The organism is Azohydromonas caseinilytica, from assembly GCF_012927045.1.
Taxonomy (GTDB): Bacteria; Pseudomonadota; Gammaproteobacteria; order Burkholderiales; family Burkholderiaceae_C; genus Azohydromonas; species Azohydromonas caseinilytica.
This window is the reverse complement of sequence record NZ_JABBFW010000010.1, coordinates 1-18,395: the sequence shown is the minus strand read 5'-3', so window position 1 is coordinate 18,395 and position 18,395 is coordinate 1. Positions and strand designations below refer to the sequence as shown.

Sequence of the window (18,395 nt, the reverse complement as noted above, 5' to 3'; positions counted from 1 at the left end):
GGATCGAGGTTTGAAACGTTTTGATGCAGCCTCCTTGCATTGGCAACTGTGGGGAGGAACAGCGATGTCCAGGCCTTTGATCGTGGTGGGCGACAGGACGGACCATGGCGGCACGGTGCTCTCCGGCACGCCGAGCACCGACACGCATGGCCAGGCCATCGCGCGGGTGGGTGACCAGGTGAGCTGCCCGCGCAAGGGGCATGGCGGCGTGACGGTCATCGTCGAGGGCGACCCGAGCCTGGTGATCGACGGCCAGCCCGCCGCCTGCCATGGCCACAAGACGGCTTGCGGCGCGACGCTGCTGTCGTCCCAAGGCGTGACGCTGGACTGAGCCGGGCACCCTGGCATGGCGACCTTGCTGAAGAACCTGCTGTTGTTGCTGGCGCTGGCCAGCGCGATCTGGCTGGTGGTGCTGTGGCGTTGGTGGGCCACCCGGTACGAGGCCAGCACCGCCGACGCGCTGCGCGAGCTGGTGGCGCTGCCGCTGCTGCTGTTCGCTTTCGTGCTGGCCCTGCGCGGGGCGCTGCGGGGTGCGGCGGCGAGGCTGGCGCGCGAGGAGGCCCACGCCCGCGAAGCCGCCGCCGCAGCCACCCCCGCTCCGGCGGTGGGGCCCGAGGCGCCCACGGTTTGGCCGCTGCTGGGTGCCTGGGTGCAGACCCCGGCGGGCGCGGAGGTGGGCACCCTGCGCGAGGCCCTGGCCACCGGCCAGCCGCGGCCCGTACCCGATGCCGAGCTGCGGGATCTGGACGGCCTGCCGGTGCTGTGCGCCCGCATCGCCACGCTGGACGTGGGCGCGGTGGAGGCGGCCTTGGGAACAGAGGCCTCGCCCGCCGTGCTGCGCGCGCTGGCGGCGCTGGTGCCGGTGCTGGAGCAAGCCGGACAGCGGCTGCAGGGCTGGAGCGATCGTTTCGGCCTGGTACGCGGCCAAGCGCGGCGCCGCATTCATGTTCTGGCGGGCTGGCCGGTGGACTGGAATGAGGCCGAACGCAAGGCAGCGCAGGCCTGGTTGGCGCGGCGGCTGCGGAACGCGGCCGGCGACGCCGTGCCGGCCTCGGCGTGGCAAGGCCAGGCGCCGCAGGCGAGCGGCGCCGAGCTGCTGGACGCGGCGCAGCGGCTGCTGCAGACCCTGCGCCGCGAGGACCGGGACGACCTGGTGTTGCTGCTGGCCGCTCACAGTGACCTGGACGACGCGGCGCTGCAGCGGCTGGAGCAGTCGGGGCGGCTGTTCTCGATGCCGGCCCGGTTCCGGGGTGTGATGCCGGGCGAGGCTGCCGCGGCGCTGCTGCTGGCAACTCGGTCCTGGCCGCCGGCGGAAGGCGACGCACCGGCACAGGCCCTGGTGTTGCAGGCCGTGGAGCTGGCGCCCCGTACCCCGCCGTTGCGGCGGCTGGCGCGCGGACCGGACCCGGCCCTGCTGGCGCTGCTGAAGCAGGCCTTGCAACGGGCGGGACTGGAGCCGGCGGCGGTGGGCTTGGTCGCCGGGGACGCCGCGCGCCATGGCGAAGCGGCCTCCGAGTTGCAGGCCCTGGTGGCGGCGCTGCTGCCGCATCTGGACCCGGTGGAAGACGTGGTGCTGCTGGGCACGGCCTGCGGCCACACCGGCACGGCCGGGGCACTGCTGGCGCTGGCGACGGCGGCCGGGCCATGCGGGGAGGAAGGGAAAGCGGGGCTCGCGCTGGGGCTGGAGCAGGAGGGGTGGGCGGTGGTGGCAGTGGTGGGCAGCCCCGAAAGCCCCACCGCTTGATTCACGATGGATACCCGCTTGCCTTCCCGGTGTGGGACGCGTTCAGGGAACGTTGACGTATCCAGGCCACCAGCACCTTGCAAACCTCAGGCCGGTCCAGGAATTCATTGGGTTTGTAGACACCGGCTTCCACCGACGCCTTGGCGGCTTTCCATAAATCGGATTTCAGCGCGGCGGCCCTTCGGCACGCGCCTGCGGCAGAAGCGGCATTTCGGCGGATCGGCTCGCCGCTCCCAAAAAATCGTGCGTCGCCCCCCGCACCTTGAACGTCCCAGGTGTGGCGACCTTGATGTCGGTGCCGTCCAGCGTCACGGCCGAGTCGCCGCCGACGAAGCGCACGCGCTGCTGCGCGGCGATGCGGATTTCCTCGCCGGTGGAGGTGACTGTCAGTGCCTGGTCGGCCAGCACGCACAGCGCGTCGGTGTGGGCGCGCAGCGACAGCGCTCCGTTGGCCGCCTTGGCCTGCAATCCGCCCTGGTGCGCGTACAGGCCGGCCGTGCCGCCCACGGCCTGGGCCCAGCAGCCCGCGGCGCTGAACTGGACGTCGCCCTGCGCCGTGGCACCCAGGACAGCGCCGGCCCAGGCGTGGACGCTGGCCTCGCTGGCCAGCAGCGCGGCGGCGGCGGCATCGAGCAGCGCCACCGGCTCGGCGAAGGCGGGTACCGGCGCCGGGCCCGGACGGCGCCCGTCCGCCCCGGGCTGGCGCGCCGCCTGACCGTTGACGCGCTCGGGATGGCGGCCTTGCTGCCGCGGGTCCAGGGCGGCGATGAGGCTCGGCAGCGCCTGGCCGTCCTGCGGGCTCACCGGCCCCGGCGCCTGCACGGCGCGCGCGGCGGCGCCCAGGCTCTGGCCGAGCTCGCGCGCGGCGCGCAACTGTGCCAGCGCCTCGGTGGCGTCCAGTTGCGGGCCCTGCGCGCTGCCGTCGCTGCCCGGGCGCGCGTGGGTGCTGAGCAGCAGGCCCTGCGCCGCGCGCAGCGTGGCCCAGCCCTGGGTGCAGCCCTCGATGCCCGCGCCGCGCCAGGCCCCGCGCCATGCGCCGTGCAGATCCTGCCGGATCAGGTGGCCCAGTGCGAACTCGCTGTGGGCGTAGTCGGCATGCAGCCGCATGCGCAGCTGGCCGCTGCTGTCGTCCAGCACCCACTGGTTCAGGCCGGCGCCGTCGATGCGCCGGCGCTGCAGGCCCGAGAGCACGCCGGGGTGGTTGACGCCGGAGTCGTGGCCGGCCGCGAAGGGCGGCGCTTCGGCACCGTGGTAGAGGCCGCCGGCGACGACGGGGCGGTCGATGTCGCCGTCCAGGAACTGCACGCACACCTCGCTGCCGACGCGCGGGGTGTGGACCGTCCCCCAGCCGGCACCGGCGGCGGGCGAGGCCACGCGCAGCCAAGTGCCGTTGCCCAGGTCGCCCGGGGCATGGCCCTCGGTGTCCGCGCCGCCGGCATGGGGCAGCCCGCCGGGGTTGGGCGCGCGTCCGCGCTGGAAATGGAACTGCACCTTCACCCGGTGGTCGCGGTCGCTGCCCAGCGCCGCGCCGCGCTGGCCGACCACGTGCGCGCTCAACGAGGCCAGTGCGGTGGGTCGGCCGGGCGCGGGCGGCACCAGCGGCGCGTCCGCCGGCACGGCCTCGAAGCGGTTGCGGTAGGCACCGCCGTCCATTTCCGGCAGGTCCAAGCCGCGCGCGGCGGCCCCCAGGTTGTTGGCGGCGCGGTGCTCCACCGCCAGCACGGTGCAGCGGGCGTCCGGCCCGTGGACGGGGTGGCCCACCAGCGTGAAGCGCATGCCCGCGCCCAGCCGCCGCACGCCGCTGAGCCCGGTGAAGCGCCGGGCATCGAGTTCCAGGGCCGACAGCGCCCGGCCGGCGGCACGCCCGGCGGCCGCGGCATCGGCAAAGCAGCGCTCGCCACCGCTGGCGTAGCGCTCCAGCCGGGGCAGCGTGCCCAACGCCTGGCGGCTGTCCCGCGCGGCGCCCGGGCCGGCAAGCTGGGCCGGGTCCCAGCTGCCCAGCGCGACGGCGTTGGAAACGGCCTGGCGCCCCGTCATGAAATCCGTCACCGGGTCCTCCAGGCCGGGCCGGAAGGCGGTGGGGTGCTGCGCGGCGAAGGGAATCGAGCCCAGGTCGCGGCCCGGGTCGAGGGCATCGGCGATGACGAGCCGGTGCTGCGCGGCGCCGGCCTCGTCCTCGGCCTGCTCGAAGTACCAGTGCAGCCCCTCCTGCGCCAGCAGCCGGGTGACGAAGTCGAAATCGCTTTCCCGGTACTGCATGCAGTGCTCGCGCACGCGCAGCGCCTGCAGCGTGGCCGGCGCGCAGGCCAGGCGCCAGCGCGCGGCGGGGTAGTCGGCGAACACCTCCTGCACGATCTGCAGCGCCGTCTGGTCCTGGAACAGGTAGCTGTCCTGGCGCAGGCCGAGCCAGCTCAGCCAGGGCCGCAGCACCAGGCGGCAGCGCCGCCGCCCCGCCGCCGGCGCCAGCCAGCGCGCCTGCGCCACGTGGCCGTGCCAGGGCGCATGGCGGCCGTCGGCCAGCTTCAACCGCAATGCCAGGGGCGTGCCGATGAGCTCCGGCAGCCCGGGCAGCGCGACGCCGGCCAGCGCTTCCAGCGCCAGCTCGAAGGGCGCGTTGACGGCCTCGCGCAGCCGCGCGCGCAGCGGCACCAGCGCCGCCGCCAGGGCAGGCTCGGCCTCGATGCGCAGCAGCCGCAGCTCGTCGTCCGGCCACTCGGGCAGCACGGCGCTTCTCAATATCCCGGCGGCGTATTTCCCAAGGCTTGCGCGCATGCTGTTCTCCCGGTGCTGGAAATATCGGGCAGCCGTTTCAAGGGAATCGGCCGCACTTGGTGGGCTGTTTTCCTGAAATTCAGGCCTTCCCGGCCCGGTGGGCCGCGGGTTCGCCAGGATGTAACAAAAGCAGGCTGCGCTCCGTCTTCCTTGACTTATGCCAGCACTGCGACAGGGCCCTCAATTACCGGTCATGCCGGGCGGAACGGTACGCCGGGCTGGCGTTGGTGGCCTATGCGTGATAGCCCCATTTGTAACGAAGGCAGCTTTTGGGTGGAAATGATTGCTGCTTGCGGAATGGGCCATTCCTGAAATTCGGGTGCTGGACAAAAGTCGGGCTCAAGGCATTTCAGACCGGATCGGCGTGCGGTGCCCGCGGCGGCGCGAAAAGCATGAATTCACGGTGGAGGGTCGGTGATGGAGGAATTGCTGCCTTATTACGAGCGCGAGCTGTCCTTGCTGCAGCAGCAGGCCGAGGAGTTCGCGCGGCGCCATCCGCAGGTGGCCGGGCGCTTCTCGGCCAGCGGCGACCTGCTGCAGGACCCGCACGTGCAGCGGCTGATGCAGTCCTTCGCGCTGCTGGCGTCGCGCGTGCACCAGCGCCTGGACGACGATTACCCGCGCTTCACGCACCAGTGGCTGGAGCAGGTGTGTCCGCAGCTGCTGCGGCCGTACCCGGGCTGTTCCATCGCGTGCTTCGACAACGCGGGCTGCGCCGCCCAGGCCAGCGGCGCCGAGGTGCTGCCGGCAGGACGGGTACTGCACACCAACCCGCTGCACTACGGCGTGCCCTGCAGCTTCACCACCACCGCGCCGCTGCAGCTGTTGCCGCTGCGCGTGGCCGAGGCCAGCTTTCGCGGCGCCGCGCCGGGTGGCACGGCGCTGCCACGGCAGGCGTCGGCGCTGCTGTCGATCCGGCTGGAACTGCTGTCGGAAACGGCGGGCTGGGATCGGCTCGGGGTGGAGCGCATCCGGCTGTTCCTGGACGGCGAGGCGCCGCTGGTGAACCTGCTGCGCGAGACGCTGAGCACGCAGGTGCTGGCCACGCTGGTCCAGGCCGGGGAGCACGGGCCCTGGACCTTGCAGGCCGGCGCGGTGCCGCTGCAGGGCGGGCTGGACGACGGCGAGGCGCTGCTGGGCGTGGACCTGCGCTGGCCGGCGTCGCGGCGGCTGCTGGCCGAGTACTTCGTGTTTCCCGAGAAGTTCAACTTCATCGAGCTGCCGTTGCCCGCGGCGGCGCGGCGCGGCGGCGTGCGCACGCTGGTGCTGCACTACGCGCTGGCCGGCCCCAAGGGCGGCAGCAACGAGGCGCGGCTGCTGGAGCAGGTGCAGGCGCGCCATTTCGTGCCGGGCTGCACGCCCGTGGTCAACCTGTTCACGAAGGAGGGCAGCGCCGCCGTGGCGGGGCATGGGCCCGGCCGCTGCACCGTGCTGGCCGATGCCCACCAGGCGGCCTGGCACGAGGTCTTTGCCATCGACGAGGTGGCGTGGCGGGCCCAGGGCGAGCAGGCCCCGGGCGCGCCGCCGCTGCTGCCCTTCGCGGGGCTGCGGCACGAGGCGGCGTCCAGCGGCGTGCTGTACTGGATGGCGCGTCGCGACACGCTGCGCGCGTCGGGGCGGCCCGGCCACGAGATGGAGCTGAGCCTGGTCAATGCCGCCATGGCCCCGGTGCCGCTGCAGGCGGACGCGCTGGCGCTGCGGCTGCGCGTCACCAACGCCGACTTCGCCAGCCGCATGCCCGTTGGCCATGCCGATGGCGACCTGGGCTGCGGCAGCGGCGGGCACTGGAACCACATCCGCCTGCTGCGCCCGCCCACGCCCTCGCGGCGCTTCGCGCTGGCCCAGGGCGGGCTGTGGACCCTGATCTCCCACTTGCGGCCCAACCCGCTATGGCTGTCGGGCCGCGGGCTGGAGGCCCTGAAGGAGCTGTTGCGCCTGTACGACCTGCCGCGCAGCCAGGACACGGAGCGGCTGCTGGAGGGGCTGACGGCGATCGAGCACCGGGCGGCGCAAGCCTGCGTCACCACGCCGCGGGGCCCGCACATCGTGCGCGGCACGGAGATCCGCCTGAGCGTGCGCGAGGAGCATTTCGCCGGCCGCGGGCTTCACCTGTTCGCCGAGGTGCTGTCGCGCTTCTTCGACCTGTGGGCCCACACCAACAGCTTCACGCAGCTGCGGCTGGTGTCGGCGCACAGCGGCGAGGTGCTGGTGGCCTGCCCGCGGCGCGAAGGCAGCGTGCCGCTGCTCTGAGGCCGGGGTTACCCCCCGCCGCTGTGGACAACTCTGTGGGAGGGCTGCGCGCGGGTGGCGCAAGTGCTTGATTCCTCACGCTGAAGTCGGGGCTGCCACAAAAATGGGCAGATGAGCGGGGCCGGCCGGCGGCTCCGCTACGCTGAGCGCTTCGCCGCGGGGCCCGGACTGGAGGCCGCGCGGCGCCATGGAGCCAAGGAGTCAAGTTCATGAAGCAGGTCGAGTTGCCGGCGCAGGCGCTGGAGCGGGCTCGGGCGCTGCTGGCAGGCGGGGGACGGCGCCTGCTGGGCATCGTCGGGGCGCCGGGTGCGGGCAAGTCCACGTTGGCGCAGGCTCTGGCCGCGGCGTTGGGCGGTCAGGCGCAGGTGGTGCCGATGGACGGCTTTCACCTGGCCCAGGCCGAGCTGGAGCGGCTGGGCAAGGCCGGCCGCAAGGGCGCACCGGACACCTTCGACAGCGCCGGCTACGTGGCGCTGCTGCGGCGCCTGCGCCAGCCGGTGGCGGGGGAGACGGTGTACGCACCGGCGTTCCGGCGCGAGATCGAGGAGCCGGTGGCGGGCGCCATCGCCGTGCCGCCGGCGCTGCCGCTGGTCATCACCGAGGGCAACTACCTGCTGCTGGACCAGCCGCACTGGCGCGAGGTGCCGGCGCTGCTGGACGAGGTCTGGTACCTGGAGGTCGATGACGCGCGGCGCACGGCGTGGCTGACGCGCCGGCATGAGGCCCACGGGCGCAGCCCGGAAGCGGCGCGTGAATGGGTCCAAGCCACTGACGAGCCCAACGCCCGGCTCATCGCCGCCACGCGGGAGCGGGCGAGCTGGTGGCTGCGCTGGTCGTGATCAGGGGCCGCGCGGCCTGGGCTACGCTGCCGGGATGAAGACCTACTCCATCGAACTGCAGCAGATCACCCGGATGAGCAACGGCCACGGGTTGATCAACGCCCGCGTCAAGGCCGACGTCCAGCCCCTGCGCGCCAGCCGTGACGCGGACGACGCGGCCGGCGAGCCCGGCACCACGCTGAGCATGAGCATCGAGACGGCACGCGTGCTGTTTCTGCTGCTCAAGGCGCAGCTGGCCGAGGTCGATGCCCGCAAGGGACGCAGCCAACGCTGATTAACAACATACACGATTCACACACATACAGTTCTCCCCCAAAACATCCCTCCAGATACACCTGCGGCTCCTTCTACCTTTCCCCCCTTCCTCAACCTCAAACAAGGGCCGCGCCCGCAGCCAAAGAAAGGGGCAACTCGGAGAGCTCTTTGCCAATGAAGCAGCGTGTATGTTGTAGCGGCGAAAGACGGGCCCGCTGGCGGGGGCCCGGGAACCGCATCAGCCTGTCTGGGCTGGCGGCTCTGCCCTCGCGGCGCTGAGCGCGTCCACGGCCACGCGCACGCGCGCCGGCAGCAGCTTGCCGCCGGGCACGACCACGCTGATGGGCAGCGGCTCGGGCCGGCAGCCGGGCAGCAGCTCCACCAGGTCGCCGCGCGCCAGCGCCGCGGCCGCCATGTAGTCCGGCACCTGGCACAGCCCCAGGCCCAGCCGCGCCGCTTCCACCATGCCTTCGCCGTCGTTGATGCGCGCCACGACGTTGGGCGGGGGCATCTCGACCGCCTGCCCGTTGTCCAGGAACTGCCAGGGCCGATGCCGCCCGCTGCTGGGCATGCGGAAGGCGATGGCGGCGTGGGCGGCCAGCGCCGCCGCGTCGGACGGTGCGCCCCGCGCCGCCAGGTAGGCGGGACTGGCGCACAGCACCAGCCGCTGCTGGTCGATGCGCCGCGCCACCAGCGAGGAGTCATCGAGCCGGCCCACGCGCACCGCCAGGTCGATGCCTTCCTGCACCAGGTCCACGTAGGCGTCATGCAGCCGCACGTCCAGGCGCAGGGCGGGATGCCGCTGCACCAGCCGGGCCAGCACCGGCATCACGACATGCTTGCCGTAGAAGATCGGCAGGTCCACGCGCAGCGTGCCTGAGGGCTCGCTGCGCGTACCGGCGGCTTGCGCCTGCAGTTCCTCCACCTCGGCCAGCAGGCGCTGGCAATGCGCGTACAGCCGCTCGCCGTCGGGCGTGAGCGTCACCTGCCGCGTGGTGCGGTGGAACAGCCGCACGCCCAACTCGGTCTCCAGCCGCGCCACGGCCTTGGCCAGGGTCGAGGGCACCGTGCCCAGCGCGCGCGCCGCCGCGGCGAAGCTGCCATGGCGCGCGGTTTCGGCAAAGGCCACGTATTGCTGCAGTCCGTGCATGGAGCCGCTCCCGATTGAGGACAAAACATCCTCGCTGTTGCGGCGCTGCCCTGTCTTCCGCAGGGATCGGCGGCGTTCCACACTGCCTGACGTCCGAGGCGCCACGGACCTGACCTGAGTTCCACGCATCACCTTCAGGAGACCGCCATGACCGTCCTCGCCCAGCCGCAACCTCAACCCACCGGCCTGCCCGGCATCGCCCACGCCACCTGGGCCGGCCGCGACGAGGGCCTGCAGCAGCTCTCGGTATGGCGCCAGTCGCTGGCGCCCGGCGCGGCCACGCCGCCGCACGGCCATGGCTGCGACGAGGTCGTGTTCTGCCTGGCCGGCCACGGCGAGGCGCACATCGATGGCGCGGTGCACGCCTTCGGCCCGGACACCACCGTGGTGCTGCCGCGCCGGCGCATGCACCAACTCGTCAACACCGGCACCGAGCCGCTGGAGCTGCTGGCTGTCTTCGCCGCCACGCCGGTGGACACGCAATGGCCCGACGGGCAGGAGATCGCGCTGCCCTGGCGCAGCTGAGCCGACCGGCGGGCGGCCGGATCACCGACGGGCTGTTGCACACTCCCGGCCCGGCCTGCCGCGCACGCCCCGCGGCGCGAGACGGCCCACCCGCTTGAGGAGGAAACCATGCTTCGAATCCGGACGGCCCTGGTGCTGGGGCTCATCGCTGCTACCACGCTGCCTGTCACGGCGCAGAACGCCGACAGCGCGCGCATCGCCGATGTCGCCAGGCGCGGCGTGGAGGTCATGCCCTTCGACCTGCGCGCCACGGTCCACGTCTTCACCAAGCTCGACCAGGGCGGCGTGCAGCGCGTGGCGGCGCGCGATCCCGGCGACCAAGCCCAGGTCCGCCTCGTGCGCGAGCACCTGCAGGACCTTCGCAGCCGCTTCCTGCGCGGCGATTTCTCCGGGCCGACGCACATCCACGGCCAGGACATGCCCGGCCTGGCCACGCTGCGCCAAGCCGCGCCGGGCCAGCTGCTCATTGCCTACCAGGACGTGCCCGGCGGCGCCGAGCTGCGCTACCAGAGCGCGGACCCGGCCCTGGTGGCGGCGCTGCATCAATGGTTCGAGGCGCAACTGTCCGACCATGGCCCCGACGCCCAAGCCGGCCACGCCCACGATCACGACCACGCGCACCATCACCCCATGCCCGCCGGCGGCCACTAGCCCGGGCCAGCCGCTCACCCAAGGAGACCCGTCATGCGCAAGAAGCTGGCCCTGGTGCTGCTCATGGAAGTTGGGGAAGAGGGTCCGTCCTGGCCCGCGCCGCTGACTGTGGAAACACTGCCGCTCTGGTACGGGATGCCGATGGGCCTGCCCTGGACCCTGGCCTGGGATTTCACCAACGCGTGGACGCGCCTGCTGCTGGAGCTGATGTCCTGGCCGGCGCTGCCGCTGGACTTGGAGCGGGACGACACCGGGCGCTGACCGGTTCGCGGGAACGCCCTTACAAACCCGATCCAACCGGGCATCGGGCTTGCATTGGAGCTGCGCAGCTTCACCACCGCACCGTGCCCATGCACACCCTGACTGACCTGGCGCCCGAGGGCGCCGTATCACCCGCCTGCTCCGAATTGCGCCGCCGCCTGGGCGCCCTGCAGCGGCAGCAGCCGCCGTCGGACCCCACGGCCCAAGTTATGCGCATCGGCATCGAGGACGCGCAGGGCGCGCTGATGCACGTGGTGGAAACCACCCGCCTGGTCGAGGCCGTGCGGGTGTTCGAGCTCCTGGGCGAGCTCGGCTGGGAGCCGCGCAACGAGCGCTGCCGCGGCCACGACGGCCGTCCGCTCACGCGCAATTACCGGCTGCGCCGCTGAGCGCGCGGCGCCTCCGCCTCAAGCCGGCTGGCGCTGGTCCAGCACCGGGCACAGCTCCCAGCTGCGCAGGCCCTGCGTGGCCGGCTGGAAGGTCAGCTCGATGCGCAGCTCGCCCACGCGCGTCAGCAGCCGCTCCTCGCCGATGCCGTGCCCCAGCGCCAGCATCGCAACCACCGAGCCCGGCGCGTTGATGTCCTGCGGCGTGACGGCCTGCCAAGGTACGTAGGCCTGCAGATCGAAGCGGCCGGCTTGCGTCGCGCTGGGCGTGGCCACGTAACGCAGGTCGGCCAGCCGCACCTTCTTGCCGCCAATTTCCACCTCGGAGGCCTCGATCACCTCCTGCGGCAGCGGCGGCCGGAAGGCCCGCACGCTCAGCCCCTTGGGCAGCGCGGGCGCCAGCGCCACCAGGTCCTGCACCGCCTGCATGCCGGCGCCGTTGCCGTCGCAGGTGATGATGATCTCCAGCCGGCTGCCCTCGGGCGGCGACACGGGGTTGAACTCCACGCCCAGAAAGCGGTTGAAGGGCTGCGCCGCCTTGCCAAGCTGCGGCGCGATGTCATAGAGCTGCTGCGTGGCGCGCTCACGGGTCTGCTCACTGTCCAGGCTCTGCGCGATGGCCAGCAGCTCCGCGGCACGGCCCTGGACGGCGGCCCAGAACTTGGCCGCCTTCGATCTTCCCAACGTTCCCACTTTGCTCATCGGCGCTCCTGCTGCGGTCCGGATCTTCAAAGGCGCGCAGGATACCCGGCGGCGTGCGCCAGCTCCGCGCCGCGCGGCCGTCCCGGAAATAGCCTTCCCGCTTCTTGCGCTGCATCGAGGCGGCGCCGGGGAATGGCCTTCGTCAACACATGCAGCAGGACGGTGGAGGCCTTGCCGATGCTGCAGAGCACCACCGGCCTGTCGGCCTCGATGGGGCGGACGGGCCGGGTGTCAGTGCGCCGCGTGGACGGTGCGCCATTGCTCGTCCCGCAGTTGCTCCACCCGGCGCGCCTCGCCATCGATGCGCAGCAGGTGGAGCCAGCCGTGGTGGACCAGGTCGCGCACCTGGGCATGGCGGGCCAGGATGGCGTCGATGCGCTCGCACGGCGCCTCGATGAACACGCTCAAACGCAGCGGCTGGTGGCGCCAGTCCTGGCCGTCATGCAGGCTCTGCAGCGGCAGCCCGATGCGCAGGTCGCCGCCGTTGCCCTCGAACACGCCGATGTGCCCACCCACCACGTTGTGCAGCGTCTTGTTGCCACTGCCGAAGCGCAGGTTGTCCACCGTGGAGGCGTGGTACTGCAGGTTGATCCAGTTCGTGACCACCATGGGCGCGGTCATGATCAGCTCCAGCGTGCTGCCGTCCTCGTCCTCACGCTCGTCGTAGTCGTGCAGGAAGCAGCGCCCATCGAGCCGCAGATGCCGGCTGCGCACACGCGGCGCGATGATGAACGCGGCGTTGTTGGCCAGCCCCCATTCCGGCCGCAGCTGCGCCCAGTCGTTGGCACGGCGGCGCACGGCCCGGGCCAAGGCCTCGGGCTCCCGCGCCAGCGCTTGCAAGCCCAGCGCGGCGGCGCGCTCGGCCCGCGCCCGGTGGCCGGCCTGCGCCAGCCAGGAGCGCAGGGCCTGCAGCTCGTCTTGCCGCCGCGATGGCAGCACATCGGTGTCGAACAGCTGCACATCGTCGGTGGTGGTGTTGTGCAGCGCCGGCAGGAAATGCGTGCCGTCCGGAATGTGCAGGCCATGCTGTTCGCGCAGCGCCTCGCGCACGGCGCCGGCATTGAGCAGGTCCGCCAGCACCCGGGCGTTGACCTCGCCGCTTTGCCCGCCGCAGGCGCCGCAGTCCAGGCCGGCCGCATGCGCGTTGTTGGCGCTCTGGCTGCCATGGCCGACCAGCAGCACCAGCGGCGCGAAGTCCCGCGTCAGCCCCATGGCCTTGAGTACCTTGGCGCCGAGCCGGGCCGCAGCTGCGGGATCGCTGTCCACCAGCGCCAGGCGCGGCCGGCGACCCTGGGCCTCGCGCGGCAGGCCGGCGTCCTGCCAGCGTCGCGGCGGCGTGGTGGCCGGCAAACTGTTGGCCAGCAGCTTGGCGCCATACAGCAGCCCGCAGGACTCCACGAAGCTGAAACCCGAGCCGGGCGCGCCGCGCAGCTCGGCCCAGCGCTGGCGCCAGCGCAGCACGGCCTGGCGCCGCTGCCGCCAGGCCCGAGCCAGGGACGGCGCCTCGGCGTCCTCGCTGACGGTGTGCACCGGCGCCAGCAGCCCGGGCAGTTGCAGTCGCACCATTTCACTGCCCACCGGCGCATACGCGATGGGCAGGCCGAAGAAACCGGCAAATCCGCGCGTCTGCAGCCCCGGGCTCAGCGACTCGAAGGCGCGCCGGAACACCTCGGAGCGCACGTCGATGCAGAACACCGCTTGCACCGCCACCGGGCCGCCCACTGGCTCCGGCGCAGTCAGCAGGCCTTCACACAAGGGCTGCTGGTAGGCGATCTCCATCGCTTCCTGCAGCCGCCAGTCGATGCGCTGCTCGGCAGCCAGCCGCGCGACATGGTGGTCAATGCGGGCCCAAGCCGCGGCCCATTCGGCGCTGTCGTGCGGCTGCAGCTGGTCCTCGCGCAGCAGCCATTCCCAGGCCAGGCGCACGGCCAGCAGCTGCTGCAGGTGCGTGTCGTCGCTGCCGCGCAGGCGGGCCTGCCAGCGCAGGTACGCGCACCAGGCGGCCCAGCCGTTGAGGCTCAGCAGCAGGGCGCTGAGGTAGGCGGCCTGGCCGGCGTCGGGCACGCGCAGCGCCGCCAGCGCATCGCCAATGAGGGTCAACGCATCGGCCGACAGGGCGGCCAGCCGCGCCACGGCCCAGCGCCTGCCGCGGCGCCAGGGGATGCCCCGATCCTCGGCCAGCTGGCGGCGCCAACTGCCGTACAGGTCCTCGTCCGTCGCCAGGCGCCACCGCGCCTGCGACCGGTCGAAGAACGCGGCGCAATGCTGGCTGACCTGGTGCGTCACCAGTTCCGACCAGGGCAGCGGCGCTTGAGGATGCAGGGCGTCGCACAGGTCGGTGAGCAGCGGCAGGTGCCGGATGTCCAGGCAGGGCGCATGCAGCGCCTGCAGCAGTTCCTCGACGTCCAGGCCGCCATCACCGCGCTCGACCGCGGCCCGCAGGTGCTCGCGGCGCAGGCGTCCCGCGTCCCACTGCGCGCGGTACCAGTCCCGCGGCATGGTCAGGCGGGTGCCGCACAGCGCGCCCAGCTCGGCCGCGGCCCGGGCCACCGGATGCCGCGTCCAGCCCTGGTACGGATTGACGGCGATGAACTGGTCCAGCGGCCAGCTCGGCGCGATACGGCCGCAGGCGGTCGCCACATGGCGGGCGAGGGCGTCGGCCTGTTGCAGCAGGTGCTGCGAAGCGGCGGCATCCATCAGCGGCCTCCGAGGGCAGCGGGTTGCAGGGCCAGCGCCGGCCGGCGCCCGGATCGCCCCGAGTGGGCCGGGTGCAGCGACCGCAGCCGGCCCAGGCTTTCATCCAGGAACAGCCCGCCGTAGAACCAGGGGTACAGGCGCCGGGCCAGGGCACTTCGAGGCGCCACCACCAACGCGCCCTGCAGGGCAAAGAGCAGAACGAAAGCCGCCGCCGCGCCCGCCCACAGCGGCAGTGCCGTCGGCGCCGGCACGGACACCCAGGCGCCCAGCAGGTGGTGCAGCGTGAAGTAGGCCAGGGCGAGGCCGAAGGCCGCGGCGGCGGATGCCATCCAGCGCCAACCCGACAGCGGTTGCGGCTGCAACAAGGGCGTCAGGGCCAGGGCCACGATCGTGCCCATCATCCACAGTGCCGGCGAGGCGTGGGCTTGCAGGCCCAGCGTCAGGGCCGCCGCGGCCGTCATGGCAAGGCCCAGCAGCGCGCCCAGTGCCATCGACCCGGCGCCGGCGGACGCGGGTGCACCCAGGCGCCGCAGCAGCGAGTCGCGCACCACGCCGCCGGCGCTGAGGAAAGCATGCGCCTTGTAGAGCGAATGCGCCACCAGGTGCAGCAGCGCCATCTGCCACAGCCCCAGGCCACACTGCAGCAGCATGAAGCCCATCTGGGCGCAGGTGGACCAGGCCAGCGTCACCTTGATGCTGATGCGCGTGCTCATCACCAGCGCGGCCACGACGGAGGTGAGCGTGCCGGCCGCCGCCAGCAGCACCAGCGCCGCGGGCGACTCGGCCAGCAGCGGGGCCAGGCGGATAAGCACGAAACCGCCCAGGTTGACCACGCCGGCATGCAGCAGCGCCGACACGGGCGTGGGCGCCTCCATCACCTGGATCAGCCAGCCGTGGAAGGGCAGCTGCGCGCAGCGCAGCACCGCGGCCAGTGCCACCAGCACCATGGCGGCCTGCGCCGCGGCCGGCAGCGCGCCCGGCGTGGCCCGCGCCAGCAGCTCGCCGATCTGCCAGGTGCCCAGGGACAGCGCCAGCAGCGCGAGTGCCAATGCCATGCAGGCATCGGCCACGCGGGCGTAGACGAAATGCTTGCGCGCGGCGCGCAGTGCCGCCGGGCGCTCGTCGTAGAAAGTGAGCAGCCGCTGCAGCGCCATGCCGCAGCCAGCCCAGGCCAGGGCCAGCACCAGCAGATGGTCCGCCACCACCACTGCCAGCGCGCACGCCAGCGTGGCCAGCAGCCCGCGCACGGCCTCCTGCTCGCGGCGCTCGCCCGCCAGGTAGGGCTGCGCGTAACGCACGATGACCCAGCCGATGAAGCTCACCAGCAGGGCCACCAGGGCACCGCCGGCATCGGCGCGCACGCCGTAGCCCGCGCCGCCGCCCAGAACGGCCAGCGCGAGGAGCGACAGCAGCGCGGCCCCCAATGCCGTCCCGCTGCCGAGCCGGGCCACATGCCAGGCCCGCGCGGGGACGCGGCAGGCCGAGGCCACCAGTGCGCCCAGCGCCAAGGCCAGCACGGGCAGGGACACCAGCAGGGCCTGCCAAGCGGGCCATGGGGCGATGTCGAATGGTGACCACCAAGGCATTGAACTCCTCCTGAAAACGGCATTGCTGATGTGCCGTCACTGTGCCGCCTGGGAGTCAATTCGTAAAATTCATTGTTCTTGGTATTTCGTTCACCAAAAGAGAACGTTCAACCTTCATGCAGCGCCTGAACTTCCATCACCTGCATTACTTCTGGGCCGTGGCCAAGGAAGGCAACCTCACGCGCACGGCCAACGCGCTGCATGTCTCGCAGTCGGCCCTGTCCACGCAGATCAAGCGGCTGGAGGAGCAGCTTGGACAGCCGCTGTTCGAGCGCAGCGGGCGCACGCTGACGCTGACCGAAGCAGGGCGCCTGGCGCTGTCCTACGCTGAATCCATCTTTGCGTCAGGCAGCGAGCTGATGGCGCTGCTGCGCGACGGGCGCCGGCAGGAGCGGCAGGTGCTGCGGCTGGGCGCGGTGTCCACGCTGTCACGCAACTTCCAGGAAAACTTCCTGCGGCCCCTGCTGGAGCGTGAGGACGTGGAACTCGTATTGCAGTCGGGCAGCCTGGCCGAGTTGCTGGAGCGGCTGCGCGTGCACAAGCTGGACCTGATCCTGTCCAACCGCCTGGTGTCTGCCACGGCGGAGGACGCCTGGCGTTGCCGGCGCATCGCGCGCCAGCCGGTGAGCCTGGTGGGACGGCCGCGCCGCGGGCGCGCGGCGTTCCGCTATCCGCAGGACCTGGCCGAGGTGCCGCTGCTGCTGCCCGGGCGCGACAGCGACATCCGCGCCGGCTTCGACCTGCTGTGCGAGCAGCAGGGCATCCGCTACCGGCTGCGCGCGGAGGTGGACGACATGGCGCTGCTGCGCCTGCTGGCGCGCGACTCCGACAGCGTCGCGCTGCTGCCCAGCGTGGTGGTGCAGGACGAGCTGCGCGCGGGCGTGCTGGTGGAATACGCCGTGGTGCCGCAGCTCCAGGAGTCCTTCTACGGCATCACCGTGCAGCGCCATTTCGAGCCGCCGCTGCTCAAGAGCCTGCTCAAACGGCCGCAGGTCCAGGTGCTGACACCCGCAACAACGCCCGCAGCGGCGGCGGTGAGATCCCGGCGCGGCGCGGGCACATAGGCGACGCCGGCGCAGCGCGACGCTGCGAACTCAGCCCGTGGAGGCGGGCATCGGGACTTTCGGCTTGTCACTCGCTGCGGCCGTTTCCTTGCCCACAGCCTCCGCGGGCTCGCGCTGGGGAGCCGGCTTGAGGATCTCGACCTCGCAGCCGGGATGCAGGCAGAAGGCGGCGCTGGTCTGGGTGGCCTTGCCGTCCTGGAGCAGCCGGCCGCTGAGGCCCAGCACCACCTGTGTCTTGCTGCGCACATGCTCGACCGTGAAACCTTCGACCTTCAGCGTGGCCTGGGCCAGCCGCCGCGGCAGGCGCTCCTCGTCGAAAGCCGCGTCCAGGCGCAAGCCGTAGATCGGGTAGGTGAGCGTCACCACCGCGCCGCGGGCCAAGCCCAGCTTGCCGAAGTGCGCCTGCGCCAGGGCTTGTGCCGCTTCGCCCCGCGCATTCACCAGGCTGCGCCAATGGCTGAGCGCGTCGTCCAGGTGCTGCTGCACCGGAGCCCGTTCGTTTTTCGGGACGGCGTCACAGGCGCGGACGAGCTCGCGGGCCTGGGACAGTTGCTCCTCCAGGCGACACAGCGTCGCCCGCAACTGGAACAACTCGTACACGCATTGCTTGAGACGGGGAGGCAGCTTCTTGAGAACCGGCATGGCTGGATGGGGTACGACTCATGGATGAATGTACAGCTCCGTGAAGCTGCCAAGGGTGAGCGCCGATGTCGCGGGGCTGGACTAGAGGCGGCCCCTGTGGGTCAACCGGTGAGCGTTCCGCTTGGCCGTCGTCCGCTTCTTGCATACCCAACACCACGACGCCCGCCGTGACATCTTCTGCACTTATCTGCCGTCAAGTCAGGAAAAACCGCCGCGACAGCAAAGGCCTTGGCGCCTAGCATCAAGGCTTTGCTGCTTGGAACGCTGCTTGCTTCCATTCAGTGCCGTGGCGCCTTCGCAAATTGGTTTCGAAGGTGTTTGTTGTCTGGTGCATGGCCCAGGCCTTTCCATAACTCTTGGCTCACGTGATGGATACGACCTTGACCTCCACCGGCTGCTTCGGTGGCCCCCACCCGGAATACGAAAAGGCCATGGCCGACTTGGAACGCCGCGCCGCCCGCGGCGAGGTCACGCTGGCCCAGGCCCGGCACGAGATCTTTGCCCTGCGCGAGCGCTACACGGCCGGCCAGCCCTGCGCGTTGTGGCGCCGCAGCGAAACGCATTGAGCGCTCACTGAGCGTCGATCGACAAGACGGCTTGTCACGGCTGCTGTGCCGATCGGCGGTGTGCCCGGCGCAGGGCCGTACGCGTTCAAGACACGATTGATCGGCTGGGTCCCTGTGTTCCAGACAAATCGTTGGCACCCCGTAATTTCACATAATCCCGATTGGTGCGTTTTAGCGATGTAGGCGCCAATTAGTAATGTCGCATTCCAGCCAAGTAGAGATGTCGCACTGTCCCAGCCCTGGGCACTGCTGGGGGCACGGCCATGGCGACGGATGGAGCGACGATCACGATGAGCATGCGCGAA

17 protein-coding genes are annotated in these 18,395 nt (G+C 71.8%); 11 read left to right on the top strand and 6 right to left on the bottom strand.

Features of this window, described 5'->3' with window-relative positions:
* Positions 1-64: 64 nt before the first annotated feature.
* Both HHL10_RS15455 and HHL10_RS15450 read left to right on the top strand, forming a co-directional pair.
* Positions 65-331 carry a PAAR domain-containing protein gene (locus tag HHL10_RS15455; protein ID WP_169161287.1) on the top strand — a complete coding sequence of 89 codons (267 nt, stop codon included), beginning with the start codon at positions 65-67 and terminating at the stop codon, positions 329-331.
* Between the two features lie 15 nt (positions 332-346).
* A complete protein-coding gene (locus tag HHL10_RS15450) occupies positions 347-1,744 on the top strand; it encodes a hypothetical protein (protein WP_169161286.1) in 1,398 nt (465 codons plus the stop codon).
* Between the two features lie 165 nt (positions 1,745-1,909).
* Here HHL10_RS15450 and HHL10_RS15445 read toward each other — a convergent pair whose 3' ends face one another.
* On the bottom strand, positions 1,910-4,516 hold the full coding sequence (locus HHL10_RS15445; protein ID WP_169161285.1) for a type VI secretion system Vgr family protein: 2,607 nt from the start codon (positions 4,514-4,516) through the stop codon (positions 1,910-1,912).
* Positions 4,517-4,933: 417 nt separating this feature from the next.
* Here HHL10_RS15445 and tssF point away from each other — a divergent pair, with 417 nt between their 5' ends.
* From tssF to HHL10_RS15430, 3 genes are all read left to right on the top strand, one after another.
* Entirely contained in the window at positions 4,934-6,766 is a 1,833-nt protein-coding gene (tssF, locus tag HHL10_RS15440; protein WP_169161284.1) for a type VI secretion system baseplate subunit TssF, read from the top strand.
* Between the two features lie 209 nt (positions 6,767-6,975).
* A complete protein-coding gene (locus HHL10_RS15435; protein ID WP_169161283.1) occupies positions 6,976-7,605 on the top strand; it encodes a nucleoside/nucleotide kinase family protein in 630 nt (209 codons plus the stop codon).
* A gap of 34 nt (positions 7,606-7,639) precedes the next feature.
* A complete protein-coding gene (locus HHL10_RS15430) occupies positions 7,640-7,879 on the top strand; it encodes a hypothetical protein (RefSeq protein WP_169161282.1) in 240 nt (79 codons plus the stop codon).
* Between the two features lie 219 nt (positions 7,880-8,098).
* Here HHL10_RS15430 and HHL10_RS15425 read toward each other — a convergent pair whose 3' ends face one another.
* Positions 8,099-9,010 carry a LysR family transcriptional regulator gene (locus HHL10_RS15425; RefSeq protein ID WP_169161281.1) on the bottom strand — a complete coding sequence of 304 codons (912 nt, stop codon included), beginning with the start codon at positions 9,008-9,010 and terminating at the stop codon, positions 8,099-8,101.
* A 147-nt stretch (positions 9,011-9,157) separates the two neighbouring features.
* On the opposite strand from HHL10_RS15425, the gene HHL10_RS15420 reads away from it, so the two are divergent.
* From HHL10_RS15420 to HHL10_RS15405, 4 genes are all read left to right on the top strand, one after another.
* Positions 9,158-9,535 carry a cupin domain-containing protein gene (locus HHL10_RS15420; protein ID WP_169161280.1) on the top strand — a complete coding sequence of 126 codons (378 nt, stop codon included), beginning with the start codon at positions 9,158-9,160 and terminating at the stop codon, positions 9,533-9,535.
* A gap of 108 nt (positions 9,536-9,643) precedes the next feature.
* Positions 9,644-10,186: an aspartate carbamoyltransferase gene (locus HHL10_RS15415; protein WP_169161279.1), complete on the top strand. Its 543-nt coding sequence runs from the start codon at positions 9,644-9,646 to the stop codon at positions 10,184-10,186.
* Between the two features lie 33 nt (positions 10,187-10,219).
* Positions 10,220-10,447, top strand: coding sequence for a hypothetical protein (locus HHL10_RS15410; protein ID WP_169161278.1), 228 nt, complete (start codon positions 10,220-10,222; stop codon positions 10,445-10,447).
* An 89-nt stretch (positions 10,448-10,536) separates the two neighbouring features.
* Entirely contained in the window at positions 10,537-10,836 is a 300-nt protein-coding gene (locus HHL10_RS15405; RefSeq protein WP_169161277.1) for a hypothetical protein, read from the top strand.
* An 18-nt stretch (positions 10,837-10,854) separates the two neighbouring features.
* On the opposite strand, the gene HHL10_RS15400 is transcribed toward HHL10_RS15405, so the two are convergent.
* The 3 genes from HHL10_RS15400 to HHL10_RS15390 form a co-directional block, all read right to left on the bottom strand.
* Positions 10,855-11,535, bottom strand: a complete 681-nt coding sequence (locus tag HHL10_RS15400; protein WP_169161276.1) for a hypothetical protein — start codon at positions 11,533-11,535, stop codon at positions 10,855-10,857.
* 231 nt (positions 11,536-11,766) lie between these two features.
* On the bottom strand, positions 11,767-14,232 hold the full coding sequence (locus tag HHL10_RS15395; RefSeq protein ID WP_169161275.1) for a YbcC family protein: 2,466 nt from the start codon (positions 14,230-14,232) through the stop codon (positions 11,767-11,769).
* The gene (locus HHL10_RS15390) at positions 14,232-15,761 is read right to left on the bottom strand and encodes an NADH-quinone oxidoreductase subunit L (RefSeq protein WP_169161274.1); all 1,530 of its coding nucleotides are present in this window, start codon (positions 15,759-15,761) and stop codon (positions 14,232-14,234) included. The genes HHL10_RS15395 and HHL10_RS15390 overlap by 1 nt, the downstream gene beginning before the upstream one ends.
* A gap of 173 nt (positions 15,762-15,934) precedes the next feature.
* Here HHL10_RS15390 and HHL10_RS15385 point away from each other — a divergent pair, with 173 nt between their 5' ends.
* The gene (locus tag HHL10_RS15385; RefSeq protein ID WP_169161273.1) at positions 15,935-16,882 is read left to right on the top strand and encodes a LysR family transcriptional regulator; all 948 of its coding nucleotides are present in this window, start codon (positions 15,935-15,937) and stop codon (positions 16,880-16,882) included.
* A 30-nt stretch (positions 16,883-16,912) separates the two neighbouring features.
* On the opposite strand, the gene HHL10_RS15380 is transcribed toward HHL10_RS15385, so the two are convergent.
* Complete coding sequence (locus HHL10_RS15380; protein ID WP_169161272.1) at positions 16,913-17,482, bottom strand: hypothetical protein; 570 nt, start codon at positions 17,480-17,482, stop codon at positions 16,913-16,915.
* 410 nt (positions 17,483-17,892) lie between these two features.
* Here HHL10_RS15380 and HHL10_RS15375 point away from each other — a divergent pair, with 410 nt between their 5' ends.
* Positions 17,893-18,090: a hypothetical protein gene (locus HHL10_RS15375; protein ID WP_169161271.1), complete on the top strand. Its 198-nt coding sequence runs from the start codon at positions 17,893-17,895 to the stop codon at positions 18,088-18,090.
* Positions 18,091-18,395: the final 305 nt, after the last annotated feature.

Coding starts and splice junctions, on each gene's coding strand:
- HHL10_RS15455 (WP_169161287.1), top strand. CDS start 65: ATGTCCAGGCCTTTGATCGTGGTGGGCGACAGGACGGACCATGGCGGC.
- HHL10_RS15450 (WP_169161286.1), top strand. CDS start 347: ATGGCGACCTTGCTGAAGAACCTGCTGTTGTTGCTGGCGCTGGCCAGC.
- HHL10_RS15445 (WP_169161285.1), bottom strand. CDS start 4,516: ATGCGCGCAAGCCTTGGGAAATACGCCGCCGGGATATTGAGAAGCGCC.
- tssF (WP_169161284.1), top strand. CDS start 4,934: ATGGAGGAATTGCTGCCTTATTACGAGCGCGAGCTGTCCTTGCTGCAG.
- HHL10_RS15435 (WP_169161283.1), top strand. CDS start 6,976: ATGAAGCAGGTCGAGTTGCCGGCGCAGGCGCTGGAGCGGGCTCGGGCG.
- HHL10_RS15430 (WP_169161282.1), top strand. CDS start 7,640: ATGAAGACCTACTCCATCGAACTGCAGCAGATCACCCGGATGAGCAAC.
- HHL10_RS15425 (WP_169161281.1), bottom strand. CDS start 9,010: ATGCACGGACTGCAGCAATACGTGGCCTTTGCCGAAACCGCGCGCCAT.
- HHL10_RS15420 (WP_169161280.1), top strand. CDS start 9,158: ATGACCGTCCTCGCCCAGCCGCAACCTCAACCCACCGGCCTGCCCGGC.
- HHL10_RS15415 (WP_169161279.1), top strand. CDS start 9,644: ATGCTTCGAATCCGGACGGCCCTGGTGCTGGGGCTCATCGCTGCTACC.
- HHL10_RS15410 (WP_169161278.1), top strand. CDS start 10,220: ATGCGCAAGAAGCTGGCCCTGGTGCTGCTCATGGAAGTTGGGGAAGAG.
- HHL10_RS15405 (WP_169161277.1), top strand. CDS start 10,537: ATGCACACCCTGACTGACCTGGCGCCCGAGGGCGCCGTATCACCCGCC.
- HHL10_RS15400 (WP_169161276.1), bottom strand. CDS start 11,535: ATGAGCAAAGTGGGAACGTTGGGAAGATCGAAGGCGGCCAAGTTCTGG.
- HHL10_RS15395 (WP_169161275.1), bottom strand. CDS start 14,232: ATGGATGCCGCCGCTTCGCAGCACCTGCTGCAACAGGCCGACGCCCTC.
- HHL10_RS15385 (WP_169161273.1), top strand. CDS start 15,935: ATGCAGCGCCTGAACTTCCATCACCTGCATTACTTCTGGGCCGTGGCC.
- HHL10_RS15375 (WP_169161271.1), top strand. CDS start 17,893: ATGGATACGACCTTGACCTCCACCGGCTGCTTCGGTGGCCCCCACCCG.